Genomic DNA, 22,902 nt, shown 5'->3' with positions numbered 1-22,902 from the left:
AGAGGAGTGCGCGTCAGTCGCGCGCTCCCAATCTTTACATAGGCTTCCCCCCGAAATGATGGACATCAACGAGATTCGCGAATACCTGCCTCACCGTTACCCGTTCCTGCTGGTGGACCGGGTCGTGGATCTGGATGTGGAAGGCAAGCGCATTCGCGCCTACAAGAATGTCAGCATCAACGAACCGTTCTTCAATGGTCACTTCCCTGCGCATCCAATCATGCCGGGCGTACTGATCATCGAAGCGATGGCTCAGGCTGCCGGGATCCTTGGTTTCAAAATGCTCGACGTGAAACCGGCCGATGGCACGCTTTACTACTTCGTCGGTTCCGACAAACTGCGCTTCCGTCAGCCGGTGCTGCCGGGCGATCAATTGATCCTTGAAGCCAAGTTCATCAGCTGCAAGCGTCAGATCTGGAAGTTCGAATGCCAGGCTTCGGTCGATGGCAAGCCAGTCTGCTCCGCTGAAATCATCTGTGCGGAACGCAAACTATGAGTTTGATTGACCCTCGCGCAATCATCGATCCGAAGGCCATCCTGGCCGACGACGTCGAAGTCGGCCCTTGGTCGATTGTCGGCGCAGGTGTGGAAATCGGCGAGGGGACAGTGATCGGGCCGCATGTGATTCTCAAGGGCCCGACCCGAATCGGTAAGCACAACCGCATCTACCAGTTTTCTTCGGTAGGTGAGGACACGCCCGATCTGAAATACAAGGGCGAGGAAACCCGTCTGGTCATCGGTGACCACAACGTCATCCGTGAAGGCGTGACGATTCACCGCGGGACCATTCAGGACCGTTCGGAAACGACCCTGGGCGATCACAACCTGATCATGGCCTATGCCCACATCGGTCACGACAGCGTTATTGGCAATCATTGCATCCTGGTCAACAACACCGCGTTGGCGGGGCATGTGCACGTTGAAGACTGGGCGATCCTGTCCGGCTTCACCCTGGTTCACCAGTATTGCCACATTGGCGCCCACAGCTTTTCCGGCATGGGCACTGCCATTGGCAAAGACGTTCCAGCGTACGTCACGGTATTCGGCAACCCCGCTGAAGCTCGCAGCATGAACTTCGAAGGCATGCGCCGTCGCGGCTTCAGCGAAGAGGCGATCCACGCGTTGCGTCGTGCCTACAAGGTGGTTTACCGCCAGGGCCTGACAGTCGAGCAAGCGCTCGCCGAGCTGGCCGAACCCTCGCTGCAGTTCCCGGAAGTCGCGGTGTTCCGTGATTCCATCCAGTCTTCGACCCGCGGCATCACCCGCTAATCATGGCCAATCTGCGTATTGCGCTGGTGGCGGGTGAGGCTTCCGGTGACATTCTGGGTGCAGGTCTCATGCGTGCGCTCAAGGCACAGCATCCGGCGGTCGAGTTCATTGGTGTCGGCGGTCCGCTGATGCAGGCCGAAGGCCTGACCTCGTATTTCCCGATGGAACGCCTTTCTGTCATGGGGTTGGTGGAAGTACTGGGCCGTTTGCGCGAGCTGTTGGCCCGTCGCAAGAAACTGGTTGCGGACCTGATCGCCGCGAAGCCGGACGTGTTCATCGGTATCGATGCCCCGGACTTCAACCTCAATATCGAACTCAAGCTGCGTCAGGCCGGGATCAAGACCGTGCATTACGTCAGCCCGTCGGTCTGGGCCTGGCGACAGAAGCGGGTGCTGAAGATTCGCGAAGGTTGCGACCTGATGCTGACGCTCTTCCCGTTCGAAGCTAAATTTTATGAAGAGAAGGGCGTGCCGGTACGGTTTGTCGGGCATTCCCTGGCCGATGCGATTCCGCTGGAGGCCGATCGCGCCGCCGCGCGGGCTGAACTCGGTTTGCCGGACGGGCCACTGGTCGCGCTGATGCCGGGCAGCCGTGGCGGTGAAGTCGGGCGCCTCGGTGCGTTGTTCCTCGACACTGCTCAGCGCTTGCGAGCCATGCGTCCGGGCGTGCGATTCGTTATGCCGTGCGCCAGCGCGGAACGCCGGGCCCAGCTTGAAGAGCTGTTGGCTGGTCGCGATCTGCCGCTGACCTTGCTCGACGGCAAATCCCATCTGGCGCTGGCGGCGTGCGACGCGGTGTTGATCGCTTCGGGCACCGCCACGCTGGAAGCATTGCTGTACAAGCGGCCGATGGTGGTCGCTTATCGCTTGGCACCGCTGACGTTCTGGATTCTCAAACGGATGGTGAAGAGTCCCTACGTCTCGTTGCCGAATTTGCTGGCCCAGCGCCTGCTGGTGCCAGAGTTGTTGCAGGACGATGCGACAGTCGAAGCCCTGGCCCAGACTCTGTCGCCGCTGATCGAAGGTGGCGAGGAGCAGACCCGAGGCTTTGACGAAATCCACCGAACCCTGCGACTGGACGCCTCCAATCAGGCAGCGGACGCGGTACTGAACCTGATTGGCAGAGCATAATGAGCAAAGCAAGCAAGCAGCTGGGCCTGGATTTTATGCTGGTCGATGAAGTTGAAGATCTGGTGGCGGGTGTTGATGAAGTCGGTCGCGGCCCGCTGTGCGGTGCCGTGGTGACGGCGGCGGTGATCCTTGACCCAAGCCGGCCGATCCTTGGCCTCAATGATTCGAAGAAGCTCACCGAAGCCCGTCGCGAAGCGCTTTACGATGAAATCTGCGAAAAAGCCCTGAGCTGGTGCATCGCTCGTGCCGAAGTCGAAGAAATCGACGAGTTGAATATTCTCCATGCCACCATGCTGGCTATGCAGCGTGCGGTCGAAGGGCTACACATTCAGCCGAAACTGGCGATGATTGATGGCAACCGGTGCCCGAAGCTTTCGATGCGTGCCGAAGCGGTTATCCAGGGGGATGGCAAGGTCCCGGCCATTGCGGCGGCGTCAATTCTGGCCAAGGTCAGCCGTGACCGTGAGATGGCGGCGTTCGAACTGATTTACCCCGGTTACGGTATCGGTGGCCACAAAGGCTACCCGACGCCCGTTCATCTGGAGGCGCTGACGCGTCTGGGGCCGACACCGATTCACCGCCGCTCGTTCGCCCCGGTACGCCTGGCGTATGAAGCGCGGGAAAACCTGATCGAGGGTTAGTCGCAGGCTGATGTTTTACTCAAGGCCCGGTACAATCCGGGCCTTGTTGTCTTCACGTTTCTAGTTTCTAGACAGGATCACTATGCCGGCTTCATTCGTTCATCTACGCCTGCACACTGAATATTCCCTGGTCGACGGTCTGGTGCGGATCAAACCGCTGGTCAAGACCCTGGTCGGCATGAACATGCCTGCCGTGGCGGTCACTGACCAGAACAACATGTGTTCCCTGGTCAAATTCTATAAAGCCGCCATGGGCGCCGGGATCAAGCCGATCTGTGGCGCCGACCTGTGGCTGTCGAACAAGGATCCGGACAACCCCTTGAGCCGGATCAGCCTGCTGGCGATGAACGCCACGGGTTATCGCAACCTCACCGAACTGATCTCCCGTGGTTTCATCGACGGCCAGCGCAATGGTTCGATCATCATCGAGCGCGAGTGGGTGGCCGAAGCCAGCGAAGGCTTGATCATGCTGTCGGCGGCGAAAGAGGGCGAAATCGGTCTGGCGATGCTCGGCGGCAACCCGGACGAAGCCGAAACCCTGGCTCGCGAGTGGATGGCGGTGTTCCCGGATCGTTTCTACCTGGAAATCCAGCGCACCAATCGCCCCAACGACGAAGAGCAGCTGCATGGCGCAGTGGCCCTGGCCGAGAAAATCGGCGCGCCGCTGGTGGCGACCAACGACGTGCGCTTCATCAAGCAGGAAGACTTCGAAGCCCACGAAACCCGCGTTTGCATCGGTGAAGGCCGCGCCCTCGACGATCCGCGGCGTTCGAAGAATTACAGCGATCAGCAATACCTCAAAAGCGCCGAGGAAATGGCCGAGCTGTTCAGCGACCTGCCTGAGGCGCTGGAGAACACGGTCGAGATCGCCAAGCGCTGCAACATCGAAGTAAAGCTGGGCAAGCACTTCCTGCCCAACTTCCCGATTCCCGATGGCATGACCATCGACGAATATTTCCGCAAGGTTTCCTTCGACGGTCTGGAAGAACGCCTCAGCGTTCTGCTGCCCAAGGACACCACCGAAGACTACGACGCCAAGCGTCAGGTCTATGTCGACCGGCTGAATTTCGAGCTGGATATCATCATCCAGATGGGCTTCCCCGGTTACTTCCTGATCGTGATGGACTTTATCCAGTGGGCCAAGAACAACGGCGTACCGGTGGGGCCTGGCCGTGGGTCGGGTGCCGGGTCGCTGGTGGCTTATGTACAGAAGATCACTGACCTCGACCCGCTGGAATATGACCTGCTGTTCGAACGTTTCCTTAACCCGGAACGGGTTTCCATGCCTGACTTCGACGTCGACTTCTGCATGGACGGTCGCGACCGCGTGATCGATTACGTGGCCGAGAAATACGGCCGTAACGCGGTGAGCCAGATCATCACCTTCGGTTCCATGGCGGCCAAGGCTGTGGTCCGTGACGTGGCGCGGGTGCAGGGCAAGTCCTACGGCCTGGCGGATCGTCTGTCGAAGATGATTCCGTTCGAAGTCGGCATGACCCTGGAAAAAGCCTACGAACAGGAAGAAATCCTGCGCGACTTCATCAAGGTCGATGAAGAAGCCGCGGAAATCTGGGAAATGGCGCGCAAGCTCGAAGGCGTTGTGCGTAACGTCGGTAAACACGCCGGTGGTGTGGTCATCGCGCCGACCAAGCTGACCGACTTCTCGCCGATCTATTGCGACGAAGCGGGCGACGGTCTGGTAACCCAGTTCGACAAGGATGACGTCGAGGCTGCCGGTCTGGTGAAGTTCGACTTCCTGGGGCTTCGGACCCTGACGATCATCGACTGGGCACTGAAGACCATCAACCGTGACCGCGCCAAGGTCAACGAACCGCCGCTGGACATCGCGTTCATCCCGCTGGACGACAAACCGACTTACACGCTGCTGCAAAAAGCCGAAACCACCGCGGTGTTCCAGCTCGAGTCGCGCGGCATGAAAGAGCTGATCAAAAAGCTCAAGCCCGACTGCCTGGAAGACTTGATCGCACTGGTGGCCCTGTTCCGTCCGGGCCCGCTGCAATCGGGCATGGTGGACGACTTCATCAACCGTAAGCACGGTCGCGCCGAACTCGCGTACCCGCACTCGGACTACCAGTACGACGGCCTCAAGCCGGTATTGGCGCCGACTTACGGCATCATCCTGTATCAGGAACAGGTGATGCAGATTGCCCAGGTCATGGCCGGTTACACCCTTGGCGGCGCGGACATGCTGCGTCGAGCCATGGGTAAGAAAAAACCCGAAGAAATGGCCAAGCAGCGCGGCGGTTTCATTGAAGGTTGCGCCACCAACAATATCGACGCTGACCTTGCCGGTAACATTTTCGACCTCGTAGAAAAATTCGCCGGTTACGGCTTCAACAAATCCCACTCCGCTGCCTACGGCCTGGTGTCGTACCAGACCGCGTGGCTGAAAGCCCACTATCCGGCGCCGTTCATGGCCGCGGTACTGTCGGCGGATATGCACAACACCGACAAGGTCGTGACCTTGATCGAAGAAGTGCGGACCATGAAGCTGCGCCTCGACGCGCCGGACGTGAACACCTCGGAGTTCAAGTTCACGGTGAACGACGAAGGCCGCATCATCTACGGTCTGGGTGCGATCAAGGGCGTGGGCGAAGGCCCGGTCGAAGCGATTACCGAAGCGCGGCAAGACGGGCCGTTCAAGGACCTGTTCGATTTTTGCGCGCGGGTCGACCTCAAGCGTATTAACAAACGCACCCTCGACGGCTTGATCCGCAGTGGTGCCCTGGACCGCCTAGGCCCATATTTCCACGATGAGCAGAAAGCCTATCAGGCCAACATCGACCGCAACCGCGCGGTGTTGTTGACGGCCATGGAAGAGGCGATCAAGGCGGCCGAACAAACCGCTCGTACCCACGACAGTGGGCATGCCGATCTGTTTGGCGGTCTGTTCGTTGAAGAAGATGCCGACGTCTACGCCAATCACCGCAAGGCCAAGGAGCTGACCCTCAAGGAACGCCTGAAGGGCGAGAAAGATACCTTGGGCCTGTACCTCACCGGCCACCCGATCGACGAATACGAAGGCGAGATCCGTCGCTTCGCCCGTCAGCGCATCATCGACCTGAAGCCGGCTCGCGATACGCAAACGGTCGCGGGCATGATCATCGCCCTGCGAGTGATGAAGAACAAAAAGGGCGACAAGATGGGCTTCATCACCCTCGACGACCGCTCCGGGCGGATCGAAGCCTCGTTGTTCGCCGATGCGTTCCATTCCGCGCAGTCGCTGTTGCAGACCGATGCGATGGTGGTGGTCGAAGGCGAAGTCAGCAACGACGACTTCTCCGGTGGCCTGCGGTTGCGGGTCAAGCGGGTGATGAGCATGGAAGATGCGCGCACCAACCTGGCCGAAAGCCTGCGCCTGAAGTTGCATGCCAAGGACCTCAAGGGCGATCAGCTACGCTGGCTGGGCGAGTTGTTGAAGCGTCATCGCGGTGCGTGCCCGATCACCATGGACTACACCAGCCCCGATGCGAAGGCCTTGTTGCAGTTTGGCGAGACCTGGCGGATCGACCCGGCGGATGCCTTGATTCAAGCCCTGCGTGACCAGTTCGGGCGAGACAACGTCTTCCTCCAATACCGTTGACGGTCAGGCGCCATTCCTTACCATGGGAACGCGCCTGATCCCGACCCGAATTTTTAATCTCGACCTGAACGCGCCTGTCCCTTAAGGTAGGGCGCGAATAGACAACCGGCCGGCCCAAGCTCTCTTGGACGCGACCCTAGACGGACGCCTATGAACCCGAATTTTCTAGATTTCGAACAGCCGATCGCCGACCTGCAAGCCAAGATCGAAGAGTTGCGCTTGGTCGGTAATGACAATTCGCTGAATATCGGCGATGAGATCTCCCGCCTACAGGACAAGAGCAGCACGCTGACCGAAGACATCTTCGGCAAGCTGACCAGCTGGCAGATCGCGCGTCTGGCGCGTCACCCGAAACGTCCGTACACCCTGGACTACATCGAACACATCTTCACCGAGTTCGATGAGCTGCACGGCGACCGTCACTTCTCCGACGACGCTGCCATCGTTGGTGGTGTTGCCCGTCTGGACGACCAGCCGGTGATGGTTATCGGTCACCAGAAAGGCCGTGAAGTGCGCGAGAAGGTTCGCCGCAACTTCGGCATGCCGCGCCCTGAGGGTTACCGCAAGGCGTGTCGCCTGATGGAAATGGCCGAGCGTTTCAAAATGCCGATCCTGACCTTCATCGACACCCCGGGCGCTTACCCTGGCATCGACGCCGAAGAGCGCAACCAGAGCGAAGCGATTGCCTGGAACCTGCGCGTCATGGCTCGCCTGAAAACCCCAATCATCGCCACCGTGATCGGTGAGGGTGGTTCCGGTGGTGCGCTGGCAATCGGCGTTTGCGATCAGCTGAACATGCTGCAATATTCGACCTACGCGGTGATTTCGCCGGAAGGTTGCGCCTCGATTCTGTGGAAAACTTCCGAGAAAGCTCCGGATGCCGCTGAAGCGATGGGCATCACTGCCGAGCGTCTGAAGGGCCTGGGCATTGTCGATAAAGTGATCGGCGAGCCGTTGGGCGGCGCTCATCGTGATCCGGCGGCTGCCGCTGCCTCGATCCGCGCCGAGCTGAGCTCGCAACTGGCGATGTTGAAGAAGTTCGACAACGACGCGCTGCTGGCCCGTCGTTACGAGCGTCTGATGAGCTACGGTCTCTGATCTGATCGCGCTATAGCCTTGTGGGAAGAGCCGGGCGACGTTCGTCTGCTCGCGATTGCGGTATAACAATCAACAAATATGTTGAATGTTAAGCAGCCTTCGCGAGCAGGCTCGCTCCCACAATGGGTCTATGTGAAGCGACTGACGTCTATGAGCCCTAAGACGATTGATCTGCCAGCCAGGCTTCTCCAGGGGCTGGTTCCGTGGCGTAACGCCACAACTTGGCGCATCGCCTTCTCCGGTGGTCTCGATTCCACCGTCCTGCTGCATCTTCTCGCACACCTCGAAAAAACCGAATCCTTGCCGGCGTTGACCGCCATTCACGTCCACCATGGCCTGCAGGCTGCGGCTGATGCGTGGCCGGAACATTGTCAGTCGGTCTGTGATGCGTTGGGTGTGCCGCTGGAGGTTGTGCGTGTTCAGGTTGAGCGCGGCGCGAGCCTTGAGCGTGCGGCGCGGGATGCGCGTTACGGCGCTTTCATCGCGGCGACTCACGCCGGTGAAGTACTGCTCACAGGTCAGCACCGTGACGATCAAGCGGAAACCCTGTTGTTTCGGCTGATGCGCGGGGCAGGGGTGAGAGGTTTGTCGGGGATGCCGAGTGAGCGTCCTTTGGGGCGTGGGCATCTGCTGCGACCACTGCTTGATGTCACTCGCGCCGAGCTTGAGGCCTACGCCATTGAATATCAGCTGAACTGGATCGAAGATCCGTCGAATCAGGACCGGCAGTTCTCGCGCAATTACCTGCGTCATCAGGTGTTCCCCGTGTTGACCGCGCGTTGGCCGCAAGCAGTGGCGACCATAGCTCGCAGCGCTGCGCATCTGAGTGAGGCGCAGGGGTTGCTCGACGACCTGGCGCAAATTGATCTGGCCCAGGCCGGCACCGTCAGTGATTTCGATTGGCTGGGGTTGCCGTCGCTGGAACTGGCGCCCCTGGAAAAGCTCTCTGATGCACGCCAGCGCAATGCCCTGAGTCATTGGCTCAAACCACTGACGTCTTTGCCGGACAGTGACCATTGGTCGGGTTGGCAGGATTTGCGCGATGCGACTGGCGACGCACGTCCGGTCTGGCGATTGGCGGCGGGCGAACTGCATCGCGCTGCTGGGCGTCTCTGGTGGTTGTCAGGTGGATGGTTGCGCACTCCGCCATCCCCGGTGTCCTGGGCTGACCCCTCGGTATCACTGGGGTTGCCGGGTAATGGCGTGGTGTCACTCGCCGGTCGGATCCCCGATGGCCCGTTGCAGATCCGCTATCGTCAGGGCGGCGAAGTCATGAATTTGCCCGATCGCGGTCACCGTGACTTGAAGCGTTTGCTCAACGAAAGCGGTGTGCCGGGCTTCGCCCGTGGCAGATTGCCGCTGGTCTACAGGGGCGAGCAATTGCTGGCGGTGGCGAACCTGCGGGGGCTAAATGGCAGTACGCACGGTGGCTGGTATTTGCATTGGCAGCCGCCGATCGAAGATCAAGGTTTGAGCTGAAAGGGGCTTTCCGGTAGACTACGCTCCCTTCTTGATACAACTTCTGTGGATTCGCCTGAATCGCAGGAGTTGCCGATTACCAAGCAGTCTTTGCTGGGCGATTCCAAAAAATGTGTAGCGAGCAACCTACCGGTGTTTCATCTTCCGGTCTGTCCCAACGCGGCGGTTTTTTTGAAAGGTGCACTGTGATTAATGCAGGTGGTCGGGGGCTTCGGCCTTCCTTCGCTTTCCCCGGCGGCTCGGACCGCTTTAACGCAGACTTCTAGGGTTTTTCATGACGCGCTACATATTCGTCACGGGCGGTGTTGTTTCTTCATTGGGGAAAGGCATTGCCTCGGCTTCATTGGCGGCCATCCTGGAGGCGCGGGGACTTAAGGTCACCATGCTGAAGCTGGACCCGTACATCAACGTTGACCCGGGCACCATGAGCCCGTTCCAGCACGGTGAAGTGTTCGTCACCCACGACGGCGCCGAGACCGACCTGGACCTGGGCCACTACGAGCGGTTCATCCGCACGACCATGACCCAGAACAACAACTTCACCACTGGCCGTGTCTACGAACACGTCCTGCGCAAAGAGCGCCGTGGTGATTACCTGGGCGCAACCATTCAGGTGATCCCGCACATCACCGACGAAATCAAGCGCCGGATCATCAAGGGCGCCGGCGATGCCGACGTGGCCATGGTCGAGATCGGTGGCACCGTGGGTGACATCGAGTCGCAACCGTTCCTCGAGGCGATCCGTCAATTGCGTTTCGAAGTCGGTGCCAAGCGCGCGATGCTGATGCACCTGACACTGGTGCCGTACATCGCCACTGCCGGCGAAACCAAAACCAAGCCAACCCAGCACTCGGTCAAGGAACTGCGTTCCATCGGCCTGCAGCCTGATGTGCTGGTGTGCCGCTCCGATCACCCGATCGACATTTCTTCGCGTCGCAAGATCGCGCAGTTCACCAACGTTGAAGAGCGTGCGGTGATTGCGCTGGAAGACGCTGACACCATCTACAAGATCCCGGGCATTCTGCACTCCCAGGGCCTGGATGATTTCGTCGTCGAGCGTTTCGGCCTGCAATGCGACAGCGCCGATCTGTCCGAGTGGGAAGCGGTGGTTGATGCCAAGCTGAACCCGGAACACGAAGTCACCATCGCCATGGTCGGCAAGTACATGGAACTGCTGGACGCCTACAAGTCGCTGATCGAAGCAATGAGTCACGCCGGCATCAGCAACCGCACCAAGGTCAACCTGCGCTACATCGATTCCGAAGACATCGAAAATCAGGGCACTGCTCTGCTGGAAGGCGTCGACGCGATTCTGGTACCAGGCGGCTTCGGTCTGCGTGGTGTTGAAGGCAAGATCACTGCCGTTCAATACGCTCGCGAAAACAAGGTTCCTTACCTGGGTATCTGCCTGGGCATGCAAGTGGCCGTTATCGAGTTCGCTCGTAACGTCATGGGCTGGAAAGATGCCAACTCCACTGAGTTCGATCGCACCAGCGGTCACCCGGTGGTCGGTCTGATCACCGAGTGGGAAGATGCCACCGGCGCCGTCGAAACCCGTACCGAATCGTCCGATCTGGGCGGCACCATGCGCCTTGGCGCTCAGGACTGCCTGCTTGAGCCAGGTTCCCTGGTGCACGATTGCTACGCCAAGGATGTGATCGTCGAGCGTCACCGTCATCGCTACGAAGTGAACAACAACCTGCTGCCGCAAATCATCGAGGCCGGCCTGAAAATCTCCGGTCGTTCCGGTGATGGCGCGCTGGTTGAAGTGGTTGAAGCACCGGATCACCCATGGTTCGTCGCTTGCCAGTTCCACCCAGAGTTCACCTCGACGCCACGCGACGGTCACCCGTTGTTCAGCGGTTTCGTTAAAGCCGCTTTGGCTCAACACCAGAAGAAGGCGTAATCCTGATGGCGCAGAAGATCATCCGCGTAGGCGATATCGAGATTGCCAACGACAAGCCAATGGTGCTGTTCGGTGGCATGAACGTGCTGGAAAGCCGTGACATGGCGATGCAGGTCTGCGAAGAGTACGTAAAGGTCACCGAAAAACTCGGTATCCCTTACGTGTTCAAGGCCAGTTTCGACAAGGCGAACCGTTCTTCTGTGACCTCTTACCGTGGCCCTGGCCTGGAAGAGGGCATGCGGATTTTCCAGGACATCAAGCAAGCCTTTGGCGTACCGATCATCACCGACGTCCACGAGCCTGATCAGGCCGCGGTCGTCGCTGAAGTCTGCGACATCATCCAGCTGCCGGCCTTCCTGTCGCGCCAGACCGACCTCGTGGTCGCGATGGCCAAGACCGGCGCGGTGATCAACATCAAGAAAGCCCAGTTCCTCGCGCCTCAGGAAATGAAACACATCCTGAACAAATGCGTGGAAGCCGGTAACGATCAGTTGATTCTCTGCGAGCGTGGTTCGAGCTTCGGCTACAACAATCTCGTGGTCGACATGCTCGGCTTCGGCATCATGAAGCAGTTTGAATACCCGGTGTTCTTCGACGTGACCCACGCGCTGCAAATGCCCGGCGGTCGCTCCGATTCCGCCGGCGGTCGTCGTGCCCAGGTCACTGACCTGGCCAAGGCCGGCATGAGCCAGTCGCTGGCCGGGCTGTTCCTCGAAGCCCACCCGGACCCGGACAACGCCAAATGCGACGGCCCTTGCGCCCTGCGTCTGGACAAACTGGAGCCATTCCTGGCCCAGCTCAAAGCACTGGACGAACTGGTGAAGAGTTTTCCGACGGTAGAAACCGCGTAAACCTCAATTCTCCGGTAAAGTACCGCACGGTTTAAATGCTCAGGCCCTCGGGCTTGAGCCTTATCGTCCGCAAGCCTGCCCGCTGTCTGTCACTTGCCGACGATAAAAGATTTCCTTCAGCTGCGTCGTTTTCGTCAACTTTGGAGTGTTTACAACAATGGCAAAAATCGTCGACATCAAAGGTCGTGAAGTTCTCGACTCCCGTGGCAATCCCACTGTGGAAGCAGACGTGCTTCTCGATAACGGCATCATCGGCAGCGCTTGCGCGCCATCCGGTGCTTCCACTGGCTCGCGTGAAGCGCTCGAGCTGCGTGATGGCGACAAGAGCCGTTACCTGGGCAAAGGCGTGCTCAAGGCCGTAGCCAACATCAACGGTCCGATCCGTGACCTGTTGCTGGGCAAAGACCCAAGCGACCAGAAAGCGCTGGATCACGCGATGATCAAGCTCGATGGCACTGAAAACAAAGCGACCCTGGGCGCCAACGCAATCCTCGCCGTTTCCCTGGCCGCGGCCAAGGCAGCAGCACAGGACCAGGACCTGCCGCTGTACGCTCACATTGCCAACCTGAACGGTACCCCGGGTGTTTACTCGATGCCGGTTCCGATGATGAACATCATCAACGGTGGCGAGCACGCCGATAACAACGTCGACATCCAGGAATTCATGGTTCAGCCGGTTGGCGCCAAGTCTTTCTCGGAAGGTCTGCGCATGGGCACCGAGATTTTCCATCACCTCAAAGCCGTTCTGAAGGCACGTGGCCTGAGCACAGCGGTCGGTGACGAAGGTGGTTTCGCGCCGAACCTGGCTTCCAACGAAGACGCTTTGAAAGTGATCTCCGAAGCCGTGGCCAACGCCGGTTACAAGCTGGGCACCGACGTGACCCTGGCCCTGGACTGCGCGGCCAGCGAATTCTATGAAGATGGCAAGTACAACCTGTCCGGCGAAGGCCAGGTGTTCACTGCTGAAGGTTTCGCCGACTACCTGAAAGGTCTGACCGAGCGTTACCCGATCATCTCCATCGAAGACGGTCTGGACGAGTCCGACTGGGCTGGCTGGAAAATCCTCACCGACAAGATCGGCGAGAAGACTCAGCTGGTAGGCGACGACCTGTTCGTGACCAACACCAAGATCCTGAAAGAAGGCATCGATAAAAAGATCGCCAACTCGATCCTGATCAAGTTCAACCAGATCGGCACCCTGACCGAAACCCTGGAAGCCATCCAGATGGCCAAGGCCGCTGGTTACACTGCCGTGATCTCGCACCGCTCCGGCGAAACCGAAGATTCGACCATTGCCGACCTGGCCGTGGGCACCTCGGCTGGCCAGATCAAGACCGGTTCGCTGTGCCGTTCCGACCGCGTTTCCAAGTACAACCAACTGCTGCGTATCGAAGAGCAGTTGAATGGCAAAGCCAAGTACAACGGCCGTAGCGAATTCCGCGGCTGAGTGGTAAACGATAAAAAGACACCGGATTGTGTCGGAAAAATCGCGACAGCGACGGATTTGCCACTAATCTGATGCCTTAAGAGCACAAGCCTGGTTCTTCCAGGCTTCGTGCTATCAGAAGCTTCAAAGTTTGGCATGGCTGTCTTTTTTCACTGGATACCTGATATTCGATGCGCAGTCCCAATTGGTTGTTCCTCGTCTTGCTCTTGCTGCTGGCCGGCCTGCAGTATCGCCTGTGGGTGGGTAATGGCAGTCTGGCGCAAGTGGCCGAGCTGAAGCAGCAGATTGCGGATCAACACGCCGAGAACGAGGTGTTGCTGGAGCGCAATCGGGTGATGGACGCCGAAGTCAGTGAGTTGAAAAAGGGCATGGAGACCGTTGAAGAACGGGCTCGCCATGAGTTGGGCATGGTCAAGGATGGTGAAACCCTTTACCAGTTGGCCCAATGATTGAGTCGTTACCGGCCTTCTGGGCCGTGATTCCTGCCGCGGGCGTCGGTGCCCGTATGGCCGCGGACCGTCCCAAGCAATACTTGCAACTGGGCGGGCGCACTATTCTCGAACACAGCCTTGGCTGTTTCCTCGATCATCCTGCCCTGAAGGGGTTGGTGGTCAGTCTTGCCATCGACGATCCTTACTGGCCGAATCTGGCCTGTGCTGCCGATCCACGTATTCAGCGGGTTGAAGGCGGCGCCGAGCGTTCCGGATCAGTGCTCAACGCTTTGCTGCATCTGCATGCCCAGGGCGCTGACGATGAGGATTGGGTGTTGGTTCACGATGCCGCGCGACCGAATCTGGCGCGCGATGATCTTGATAAATTGCTCAGTGAACTGGCTGACGACCCGGTGGGCGGCCTATTGGCGGTGCCTGCGCGCGACACCCTCAAACGGGTCGACAAGCACGGGCGTGTGCTGGAAACAGTGGATCGCAGTGTGATCTGGCAGGCTTATACACCGCAGATGTTTCGCCTTGGAGCATTGCATCGGGCGTTGGCGGATAGCCTGGTGGCGGATGCTGTCATCACCGATGAAGCCTCGGCGATGGAGTGGGCAGGTATGGCACCCCGTTTGATCGAAGGTCGATCCGACAACATCAAAGTCACTCGCCCCGAAGACCTTGAGTGGTTGCGCCAGCGCTGGGCGAACCGCCGTTAAAAGATCGCCGCCTATGCAGGCTGTGATCTTTTGCTCTTAAACCCGATATTCCGGCCGTTCGGCCAACCCTTCCTTCAAATAATCCACTAACTTGCGTACTTTCGGTGACAGATGCCGCTGCTGTGGATAAAGCGCCCAAACCGCTGTGTTCGGCGGTTGGTGGGCTTCCAGCAGCGAGATCAATTCGCCGTTTTTCAGGTGCTCCAGCACGTAGTAATCCGGCAGCTGACACAATCCAACCCCTTGTAGCGCGGCATCCAGCACCGCCTGCCCACTGTTGCAACGCCAGTTTCCCTGTACTCGCTGGGAAAATTCCCGCCCGTTCTGTTCCAGTTGCCAGATATCCGAGCTGCCGATGAGGCAGTTGTGGCGACTCAGTTCCGACAAACTGTGTGGGCGACCATACCGTTCCAGGTAGGACGGCGAGGCGCACAGGTACATGCGCCGTGGTGCCAAACGAGTCGCGACCAATCTTGAATCCTGCAGGCGGCCGAGGCGGATGGCCAGGTCCAGCCCTTCGTGCACCAGATCGAGCGGGCGGTTGCTCAGTTCGATGTCGACACGCAGTTGCGGATACAGCCCCATGAAACGAGTCACCAGCGGCACAATGAATCGTTCGCCGTAGGCCACGGCACAGGTCATGCGCAGCATGCCCTTGGGTTCGCTGGTCAGGTCGCCGACAGCGCGCAACGCTTCTTCGCGGCCGTCCTGCAACCGTTGGCAATGTTGCAGAAAGGTTTGCCCGGCTTCGGTCAGCGTGACCCGGCGGGTGCTGCGATAGAGCAGGCGGGTTTGCAGTCGCTCTTCCAGTCGTACGATTTGGCGACTGATGTGGGAGGAAGACACCCCAAGGCGTTCAGCCGCGGCGGTGAATTGGTTGCACTCGGCGACGGCGACGAACTCGTCGATGCCTTCCCAGCGGTTTTCGGACATCAGGATTATCCCTGCATGGCAATAATGTTTTGCTTTTGTCCCGATTATTCATCGTATGCCGCTGTATTACACTCCCTGTCTCGTTTTTATTCACTGGAGAGTCAGCATGATCAAGTCGCGCGCCGCCGTTGCCTTCGAGGCCAAGAAGCCCCTCGAGATCGTTGAAGTCGATGTCGCCATGCCCAAGGCGGGCGAAGTCCTGCTGCGCGTCGTCGCTTCCGGTGTCTGCCATACCGACGCCTACACCCTCTCGGGTGCGGACCCGGAAGGTATCTTCCCGTCGATCCTGGGCCACGAAGGTGGCGCGGTGGTCGAAGCGATCGGCGAGGGCGTGACTTCGGTTGCCGTCGGTGACCATGTGATCCCGCTGTACACCCCGGAATGTGGCAAGTGCAAATTCTGTCTGTCGGGCAAAACCAACCTCTGCCAGGCGATTCGTGCAACCCAGGGCAAAGGCCTGATGCCGGATGGCACTTCGCGTTTTTCCTACAAGGGCGAAACGATTTTCCACTACATGGGCACCTCGACGTTTTCCGAGTACACCGTGCTGCCGGAAATCTCCGTCGCCAAAATTCCTAAAGAAGCACCGCTGGAAAAAGTCTGCCTGCTGGGCTGTGGCGTCACCACCGGCATCGGTGCAGTGATCAACACTGCCAAGGTCAAACCGGGTGACACCGTCGCCATCTTCGGTCTGGGCGGCATCGGACTGTCTGCCGTGATCGGCGCGGTCAAAGCCAAGGCTGGCCGGATCATCGCCATCGACATCAACCCGGCCAAGTTCGAAATCGCCAGGCAATTGGGCGCCACCGACTGTGTAAACCCGAAAGACTTCGATCGTCCGATCCAGGAAGTGATCGTCGACATGACCGATGGTGGCGTCGACTTCTCGTTCGAATGCATCGGCAACGTGCAGTTGATGCGTGCCGCACTTGAGTGCTGCCACAAGGGTTGGGGCGAGTCGGTAATCATCGGTGTGGCCGGCGCAGGCCAGGAAATCTCCACCCGTCCATTCCAGTTGGTCACCGGTCGCGTCTGGCGCGGTTCGGCGTTCGGTGGCGTGCGTGGCCGTACCGAGTTGCCAAGCTATGTCGAAATGGCCCAGACCGGCGAGATCCCGCTGGATACCTTCATCACCCACACTATGGGCCTGGAAGATATCAACAAGGCGTTTGACTTGATGCATGAAGGCAAAAGCATTCGTAGCGTCATTCATTTCTGAGGTCGCTCATGAGCCTGGAAAATATTTCTTGCCAGAAAAGCTTCGGCGGCTGGCACAAGCGTTACCGGCACCGCTCCGACGTGCTCGGTTGCGACATGGTGTTTGCCGTGTACCTGCCGCCGCAAGCGGAGCAGGGCGGTAAACTGCCAGTGTTGTACTGGTTGTCAGGCCTGACCTGTACCGACGAGAACTTCATGCAGAAGGCCGGTGCCATGCGCATGGCCGCCGAGCTGGGGCTGATTATCGTCGCACCGGACACCAGCCCACGCGGTCCCGAAGTGCCGGGCGATCCGGATGGTGCCTGGGACTTCGGTCTCGGTGCCGGGTTTTATCTCAATGCCACGCAGGAACCATGGTCACGGCACTATCGGATGCATGACTACGTCGTGCAGGAATTGCCGGCATTGGTCGAAGCGCATTTTCCGGCGTCGGACAAACGCGGCATCAGTGGCCATTCCATGGGTGGCCACGGTGCGCTGGTCTGCGCCTTGCGCAATCCGGGGCGTTATCAATCGGTGTCGGCGTTCTCGCCGATCAACAATCCAATCGATTGCCCATGGGGGCAGAAAGCCTTTTCCCGCTACTTGGGTGAAGACCGGTCGAAATGGCGCGAGTGGGACGCCTGTGCATTGATCGCCGAAGCCGACGAGAAACTGCCGCTGCTGGTGGATCAGGGTGATCGCGACGATTTTCTCGCCACCCAGCTCAAGCCTGAAGCCTTGCAACAGGCGACCAAACAGGCTGGTCATCCGCTGACGTTGCGCTTGCAACCGGGCTACGACCACAGCTATTTCTTCATCGCCAGTTTCATCGACGACCACTTGCAGCATCACGCGCGCGCTCTAAGCGCCTAATGTCCGACAAAGCAGGTAGAATCACGCCCTGACAAAAATCGGGGCGTTTTTTTATGCGTATTGGCCACGGCTATGATGTGCACCGTTTCGGTGAGGGCGATTTCATCACGCTGGGCGGTGTGCGGATTGCACACAGCTTCGGGCTGCTTGCCCATTCCGACGGTGATGTCCTGCTGCACGCCTTGAGCGATGCGTTGCTCGGCGCTGCCGCGCTGGGTGATATCGGCAAGCATTTTCCGGACACCGACCCGCAATTCAAGGGCGCCGACAGCCGTGCGCTGTTGCGTCATGTCGTCGCACTGATCCACGCCAAGGGCTGGAAAGTCGGCAACGTCGATAACACCATCGTCGCCCAGGCCCCGAAAATGGCCCCGCATATCGAATCGATGCGCGCGCTGATTGCCGCGGATCTTCAAATTGAGTTGGATCAAGTGAACGTGAAAGCTACCACCACCGAAAAGCTTGGCTTTGTCGGTCGCGAAGAAGGTATTGCCGTGCACTCCGTTGCCTTGTTGCTGCGCGCATGAACGAGGCGCAATTGCTCGGCCCACGGGCCTATGGTGACGCTCTCGGCAGCGCGGTGCTGAAAGCCACGGCGGAAGATTTCCAGGTTGATGAAGTCCTCGATATTCCCCTGAGCGGCGACGGCGAACACCTATGGATCTGGGTGGAAAAGCGCGGTCTGAATACCGAAGAAGCGGCGCGGCGGATTGCCAAGGCCGCGGGCGTGCCATTGCGTACTGTCAGCTACGCGGGCCTCAAGGACCGTCAGGCGTTGACTCGCCAGTGGTTCAGCGTGCAACTGCCCGGCAAGGCTGATCCGGATCTGTCGGCAGCGGAAAACGACACGCTGAAGATTCTCAAGACCGGTCGGCACAGACGCAAGCTGCAACGCGGTGCCCATTCGGCCAACGGCTTCACGTTGCGCCTGACCCAGTTCGCTGGCAACAAGGCAGCGATCGAAGAGCGTCTGCAACTGATCGCCAGGCAAGGTATTCCCAATTATTTCGGCGCCCAGCGTTTCGGGCATGACGGCGGCAACGTCGTCGACGCCCGTGCCTGGGCAGCGCGCAAGGCCCTGCCGGAACAACGCAACGTGCGTTCGCGCCTGCTCTCCACCGCGCGTAGTTTTCTGTTTAATCAGGTGCTGGCGGCACGTGTCGCCGATGGTACCTGGCAGCGCGCTCAGGTCGGCGATCTGCTGGCATTCACTGACAGCCGCAGTTTCTTCCCGGCAGGTGAAGCCGAGTGCAGTGACCCGCGTCTGGCGATTCTCGACTTGCACCCGACCGGCCCGCAGTGGGGCGAAGGTGACTCGCCGGCGTCGGGGGCTGTCCATGAACTGGAGCAGGCAATCGCCGCGCGCGAAGCGGATCTGCGCGATTGGTTGATTAACGCCGGAATGAGCCACGAACGTCGCATCCTGCGGCTGCCCATTGGCGGGTTGACGTGGCATTATCCCGAGCCTGACATTCTGCAACTGGAATTCGTCCTCCCGGCCGGATGCTTCGCCACCGTATTGGTGCGTGAACTCGTCGATCTGGTGCCGGTGGGGCAGACGGACAGCCCATGCGTATTCTGATTTCTAACGACGATGGGGTAACCGCACCCGGTCTCGCCGCGCTTTATGCTGCGCTGGCGGATTACACCGAATGCGTGGTTATCGCCCCGGACCAGGACAAAAGCGGCGCCAGCAGCTCGCTGACGCTCGACCGTCCGTTGCACCCGCATACCTTGGCCAATGGCTTTATCAGCCTCAACGGAACGCCCACCGATTGCGTGCACCTGGGTCTTAACGGCTTACTGGAGTTTGAACCGGACATGGTGGTTTCCGGTATTAACCTGGGTGCGAACCTGGGGGACGACGTGCTGTATTCCGGTACTGTGGCGGCGGCCCTTGAGGGACGTTTCCTGGAGCGTCCTTCGTTTGCCTTTTCGTTTGTCTCACGGCAAGTGGAGAACCTTCCCACGGCGGCCTATTTTGCGCGCAAACTGGTAGAGGCCCACGCGGACCTCGATCTGCCACCGCGCACGGTACTGAACGTGAACATTCCCAACTTGCCGCTGGAGCATATCCGCGGTATCCAGCTGACCCGCCTGGGCCATCGCGCCCGGGCCGCTGCGCCGATAAAAGTGGTCGATCCGCGTGGTAAATCCGGTTACTGGATCGCTGCGGCGGGGGACGCCGAAGATGGCGGCCCGGGCACCGATTTCCATGCGGTGATGCAAGGCTATGTTTCAATCACGCCACTGCAACTGGATCGCACCTTTAATGATGCCTTCAGAAGTCTCGATGGCTGGCTGGAGGGGCTGCGCTAATGGCTCGTGAACAAGACGATATTCTGCACCGCGGCATCGGGATGACCTCCCAGCGGACTCGTGAGCGTCTGATTCAGCGCCTCTATGAAGAAGGGGTGTCCAACGCCAAGGTGCTGGAAGTCATCCGCCGCACACCACGTCACCTGTTCGTCGATGAGGCGCTGGCCCACCGCGCTTATGAAGATACGGCGCTACCGATTGGCCATAACCAGACCATCTCCCAGCCTTATATGGTGGCGCGCATGAGCGAGCTGCTGCTGGAAGCCGGCCCGTTGGACAAGGTGCTGGAAATCGGTACTGGTTCGGGTTACCAGACAGCGGTGCTGTCGCAACTGGTCGAGCGGGTTTTTTCCGTCGAACGCATCAAGGTTCTGCAAGATCGAGCCAAGGAGCGCCTGGTGGAGCTGAACCTGCGCAATGTGGTATTTCGCTGGGGCGATGGCTGGGAAGGCTGGCCGGCGCTGGCGCCGTACAACGGCATCATTGTGACCGCCGTAGCCACCGACGTGCCTCAGGCGCTGCTCGATCAATTGGCACCGGGCGGGCGATTGGTGATTCCGGTCGGCTCTGGTGAAGTTCAACAATTGATGCTGATCATCCGTGAAGAACAGGGCTTTTCCAGGCGTGTTCTGGGGGCAGTGCGCTTTGTGCCACTACTCAACGGGCCGCTGGCCTGAGCATTTGTTTCAGCGCGCTGAATTCTCTTCGATTGCCCGGGTCTTACAGCGGCATCGATGGGTTAAACAGAATTCATCGTCAGGCAGCAAACGTGTGCGTGAAGCGAATCCGCTTCATTAAAGGTAAAGCCTGTTCGGCCCGTTATACTTGCGACATTTCGTGCCGAAACACGGCAATTCATATTTTCAGCCACCACAAAGGGAGCGGCGGGTGAGTCTCACAGTCGTTGCGCAGCGAATGGGTATAACGAGCTTTCAGCGTCTGGTGACTGGTCTTGTCTTGAGTACCTTGCTGGTCGGTTGCTCCAGCACCAAATCGAGTAATGTGGGAGTTGTCGATCGCAACAATGCGGTCGCCCAGCGTCCGGCCGTAACCACCGGCCAGTACGTTGTTCGACCCAAGGACACGTTGTTTTCCATCGCCTTTCGCTACGGCTGGGACTACAAAGCCCTCGCGGCAAGGAACAATATTCCTACGCCTTACACGATCCATCCGGGTCAGACGATTCGCTTCGACGGTCGCAACGATTCAACACCGGCGGCGGTGGTGAGTTCGTCCAGTTCCTCGCCTTCGTCGTCGAGCAAAACCACGGTAATTCGGCGTCAGGCAAATGGCACAACGACCAGCACAACGGTGCTCGCACCGTCCGTCGCCAGCAAACCGGCACCCGCTCCACTGCCTCCTGCCGGTCCGGCCCCGACGGGCTGGGGGTGGCCTTCTAATGGCATTCTGATTGGAAAATTCTCTTCAAACGGTAGTTTGAATAAAGGAATTGATATCGCCGGAGATTTGGGACAGCCTGTTTTAGCTGCGTCTGATGGGACGGTGGTATACGCCGGGAGTGGCTTAAGGGGCTACGGCGAATTAGTCATCATCAAACACAGCGATACCTACGTCAGTGCCTACGGTCACAACCGCAGGCTGTTGGTTCGGGAGGGGCAGCAGGTCAAAGTCGGACAGACAATTGCCGAAATGGGGTCAACGGGTACAGACCGGGTGAAACTGCATTTTGAGATTCGCCGACAAGGTAAACCTGTAGATCCGCTGCAGTTCCTGCCACGTCGTTGATTTGTTAGCCAAGCCTGTTCCGTCACGTAGAGGGAACAGGCTCCAGCGTTGCCAGGGATCAAGGCGCCGCTTGAGCTTGAGGTCGAACTCACCAAAGGACTATAACAATGGCTCTCAGTAAAGAAGTGCCGGAGTTTGACATCGACGATGAGGTTCTCCTTATGGAGACCGGCATCGCTATGGATTCGATGTCGAATGATGAAGGGGATGCACCACCTTCCGTTCGTGCCAAATCCAGACACTCCGCTTCGTTAAAGCAACACAAGTACATCGACTACACCCGGGCACTCGATGCCACGCAGCTGTACCTCAACGAAATCGGCTTTTCCCCATTGCTCTCCCCGGAAGAAGAAGTTCATTTTGCACGCCTGTCGCAAAGTGGTGATCCGGCCGGACGCAAGCGCATGATTGAAAGCAACCTGCGGCTGGTGGTGAAAATCGCCCGGCGTTACGTCAATCGTGGGCTGTCGCTGCTGGACCTGATCGAAGAGGGTAACCTCGGCCTGATCCGGGCAGTGGAAAAGTTCGATCCAGAACGCGGCTTCCGCTTTTCGACCTACGCCACCTGGTGGATTCGTCAGACCATCGAACGCGCGATCATGAATCAGACCCGGACCATCCGGCTACCTATTCATGTGGTCAAAGAGCTCAACGTGTACTTGCGGGCTGCACGGGAGCTGACTCAAAAGCTCGACCATGAACCCTCACCCGAAGAAATTGCCAACCTGCTGGAGAAACCGGTAGGCGAGGTCAAGCGCATGCTTGGCCTGAACGAGCGGGTTTCTTCGGTCGACGTCTCGCTGGGTCCAGATTCGGATAAAACCCTGCTGGACACCCTGACCGACGACCGCCCGACCGATCCATGTGAGCTGTTGCAGGATGACGACCTGTCGCAGAGCATCGATCAATGGCTTTCGGAGCTGACCGACAAGCAACGCGAGGTGGTCGTACGCCGCTTCGGCTTGCGAGGTCACGAGAGCAGTACGCTTGAAGATGTTGGCCTGGAAATCGGCCTTACCCGGGAGCGGGTCAGGCAAATCCAGGTTGAAGGCCTCAAGCGTCTTCGGGAGATTCTCGAGAAAAACGGCCTGTCGAGTGAGTCGCTGTTCCAATAAGCCATTCGCTCAACCGGCAACCAAAAGCCCCGACTGGTTCGGGGCTTTTTGCTGTCGGGAAGATGAGAGCTGCGTTGGTATTGGCGCCACCTCAGGTTTGTAGTCTTGCGGTGTAAGTCTTTGCTTACTCTTTCGTAA

General features: G+C 59.0%; 21 protein-coding genes. 20 read left to right on the top strand and 1 reads right to left on the bottom strand.

All coding sequences use genetic code 11. The annotated features are described in order from the left end of the window. The first annotated feature begins 55 nt into the window (after positions 1 to 55). From fabZ to ispD, 12 genes are all read left to right on the top strand, one after another. Complete coding sequence (gene fabZ, locus PSH69_RS24070; protein WP_007940511.1) at positions 56 to 496, top strand: 3-hydroxyacyl-ACP dehydratase FabZ; 441 nt, start codon at positions 56 to 58, stop codon at positions 494 to 496. Next, positions 493 to 1,269, top strand: coding sequence for an acyl-ACP--UDP-N-acetylglucosamine O-acyltransferase (gene lpxA / locus PSH69_RS24065; protein ID WP_305410033.1), 777 nt, complete (start codon positions 493 to 495; stop codon positions 1,267 to 1,269). The genes fabZ and lpxA overlap by 4 nt, the downstream gene beginning before the upstream one ends. Before the next feature lie 2 nt (positions 1,270 to 1,271). Further along, the gene (lpxB, locus tag PSH69_RS24060) at positions 1,272 to 2,399 is read left to right on the top strand and encodes a lipid-A-disaccharide synthase (RefSeq protein ID WP_305410032.1); all 1,128 of its coding nucleotides are present in this window, start codon (positions 1,272 to 1,274) and stop codon (positions 2,397 to 2,399) included. After that, positions 2,399 to 3,040 carry a ribonuclease HII gene (gene rnhB / locus PSH69_RS24055; protein ID WP_019581018.1) on the top strand — a complete coding sequence of 214 codons (642 nt, stop codon included), beginning with the start codon at positions 2,399 to 2,401 and terminating at the stop codon, positions 3,038 to 3,040. The genes lpxB and rnhB overlap by 1 nt, the downstream gene beginning before the upstream one ends. An 82-nt stretch (positions 3,041 to 3,122) precedes the next feature. Then, positions 3,123 to 6,644: a DNA polymerase III subunit alpha gene (gene dnaE, locus PSH69_RS24050; RefSeq protein WP_305410031.1), complete on the top strand. Its 3,522-nt coding sequence runs from the start codon at positions 3,123 to 3,125 to the stop codon at positions 6,642 to 6,644. Positions 6,645 to 6,794: 150 nt separating this feature from the next. After that, entirely contained in the window at positions 6,795 to 7,742 is a 948-nt protein-coding gene (locus PSH69_RS24045) for an acetyl-CoA carboxylase carboxyltransferase subunit alpha (protein ID WP_018927007.1), read from the top strand. Positions 7,743 to 7,892: 150 nt separating this feature from the next. Then, entirely contained in the window at positions 7,893 to 9,221 is a 1,329-nt protein-coding gene (gene tilS / locus PSH69_RS24040) for a tRNA lysidine(34) synthetase TilS (RefSeq protein WP_305410030.1), read from the top strand. A gap of 274 nt (positions 9,222 to 9,495) precedes the next feature. Beyond that, positions 9,496 to 11,127, top strand: a complete 1,632-nt coding sequence (locus PSH69_RS24035; RefSeq protein WP_258671050.1) for a CTP synthase — start codon at positions 9,496 to 9,498, stop codon at positions 11,125 to 11,127. A 5-nt stretch (positions 11,128 to 11,132) separates the two neighbouring features. Then, positions 11,133 to 11,978, top strand: coding sequence for a 3-deoxy-8-phosphooctulonate synthase (gene kdsA / locus PSH69_RS24030; RefSeq protein WP_015093773.1), 846 nt, complete (start codon positions 11,133 to 11,135; stop codon positions 11,976 to 11,978). Positions 11,979 to 12,135: 157 nt separating this feature from the next. Continuing rightward, on the top strand, positions 12,136 to 13,425 hold the full coding sequence (eno, locus tag PSH69_RS24025; RefSeq protein WP_007940523.1) for a phosphopyruvate hydratase: 1,290 nt from the start codon (positions 12,136 to 12,138) through the stop codon (positions 13,423 to 13,425). Between the two features lie 170 nt (positions 13,426 to 13,595). After that, entirely contained in the window at positions 13,596 to 13,874 is a 279-nt protein-coding gene (gene ftsB, locus PSH69_RS24020; protein WP_305410029.1) for a cell division protein FtsB, read from the top strand. After that, positions 13,871 to 14,578 carry a 2-C-methyl-D-erythritol 4-phosphate cytidylyltransferase gene (gene ispD, locus PSH69_RS24015; RefSeq protein WP_019581012.1) on the top strand — a complete coding sequence of 236 codons (708 nt, stop codon included), beginning with the start codon at positions 13,871 to 13,873 and terminating at the stop codon, positions 14,576 to 14,578. Before ftsB ends, ispD begins: the two co-directional genes overlap by 4 nt. A gap of 36 nt (positions 14,579 to 14,614) precedes the next feature. Here the strand turns inward: ispD and PSH69_RS24010 are convergent, their stop codons facing one another. Next, complete coding sequence (locus PSH69_RS24010; protein ID WP_018927003.1) at positions 14,615 to 15,511, bottom strand: LysR substrate-binding domain-containing protein; 897 nt, start codon at positions 15,509 to 15,511, stop codon at positions 14,615 to 14,617. Between the two features lie 106 nt (positions 15,512 to 15,617). Between PSH69_RS24010 and PSH69_RS24005 the strand changes: the two genes are divergently transcribed. The 8 genes from PSH69_RS24005 to rpoS all read left to right on the top strand — a co-directional run bounded on the left by PSH69_RS24005 (position 15,618) and on the right by rpoS (position 22,764). Continuing rightward, entirely contained in the window at positions 15,618 to 16,730 is a 1,113-nt protein-coding gene (locus PSH69_RS24005; RefSeq protein WP_018927002.1) for an S-(hydroxymethyl)glutathione dehydrogenase/class III alcohol dehydrogenase, read from the top strand. Between the two features lie 8 nt (positions 16,731 to 16,738). Continuing rightward, positions 16,739 to 17,584 (top strand): S-formylglutathione hydrolase, encoded by an 846-nt coding sequence (fghA, locus tag PSH69_RS24000; RefSeq protein WP_305410028.1) that lies wholly within the window; start codon positions 16,739 to 16,741, stop codon positions 17,582 to 17,584. Between the two features lie 53 nt (positions 17,585 to 17,637). Then, on the top strand, positions 17,638 to 18,111 hold the full coding sequence (gene ispF, locus PSH69_RS23995; protein WP_019581009.1) for a 2-C-methyl-D-erythritol 2,4-cyclodiphosphate synthase: 474 nt from the start codon (positions 17,638 to 17,640) through the stop codon (positions 18,109 to 18,111). Continuing rightward, positions 18,108 to 19,166 carry a tRNA pseudouridine(13) synthase TruD gene (gene truD, locus PSH69_RS23990; RefSeq protein WP_305410027.1) on the top strand — a complete coding sequence of 353 codons (1,059 nt, stop codon included), beginning with the start codon at positions 18,108 to 18,110 and terminating at the stop codon, positions 19,164 to 19,166. The genes ispF and truD overlap by 4 nt, the downstream gene beginning before the upstream one ends. Then, the gene (gene surE / locus PSH69_RS23985; protein ID WP_018926998.1) at positions 19,154 to 19,903 is read left to right on the top strand and encodes a 5'/3'-nucleotidase SurE; all 750 of its coding nucleotides are present in this window, start codon (positions 19,154 to 19,156) and stop codon (positions 19,901 to 19,903) included. Before truD ends, surE begins: the two co-directional genes overlap by 13 nt. A 41-nt stretch (positions 19,904 to 19,944) precedes the next feature. After that, positions 19,945 to 20,580 carry a protein-L-isoaspartate(D-aspartate) O-methyltransferase gene (locus PSH69_RS23980; protein ID WP_173861137.1) on the top strand — a complete coding sequence of 212 codons (636 nt, stop codon included), beginning with the start codon at positions 19,945 to 19,947 and terminating at the stop codon, positions 20,578 to 20,580. Between the two features lie 211 nt (positions 20,581 to 20,791). Beyond that, a complete protein-coding gene (locus PSH69_RS23975) occupies positions 20,792 to 21,649 on the top strand; it encodes a peptidoglycan DD-metalloendopeptidase family protein (protein ID WP_305410026.1) in 858 nt (285 codons plus the stop codon). A 107-nt stretch (positions 21,650 to 21,756) separates the two neighbouring features. Continuing rightward, complete coding sequence (gene rpoS / locus PSH69_RS23970) at positions 21,757 to 22,764, top strand: RNA polymerase sigma factor RpoS (protein WP_007940534.1); 1,008 nt, start codon at positions 21,757 to 21,759, stop codon at positions 22,762 to 22,764. The last annotated feature ends 138 nt before the right edge of the window (positions 22,765 to 22,902 follow it).

It is taken from the genome of Pseudomonas sp. FP1740, assembly GCF_030687165.1.
Classification (GTDB): domain Bacteria; phylum Pseudomonadota; class Gammaproteobacteria; order Pseudomonadales; family Pseudomonadaceae; genus Aquipseudomonas.
The sequence above is the reverse complement of the archived record's forward strand: the minus strand, read 5'-3'. Positions and strand labels throughout refer to the sequence as shown.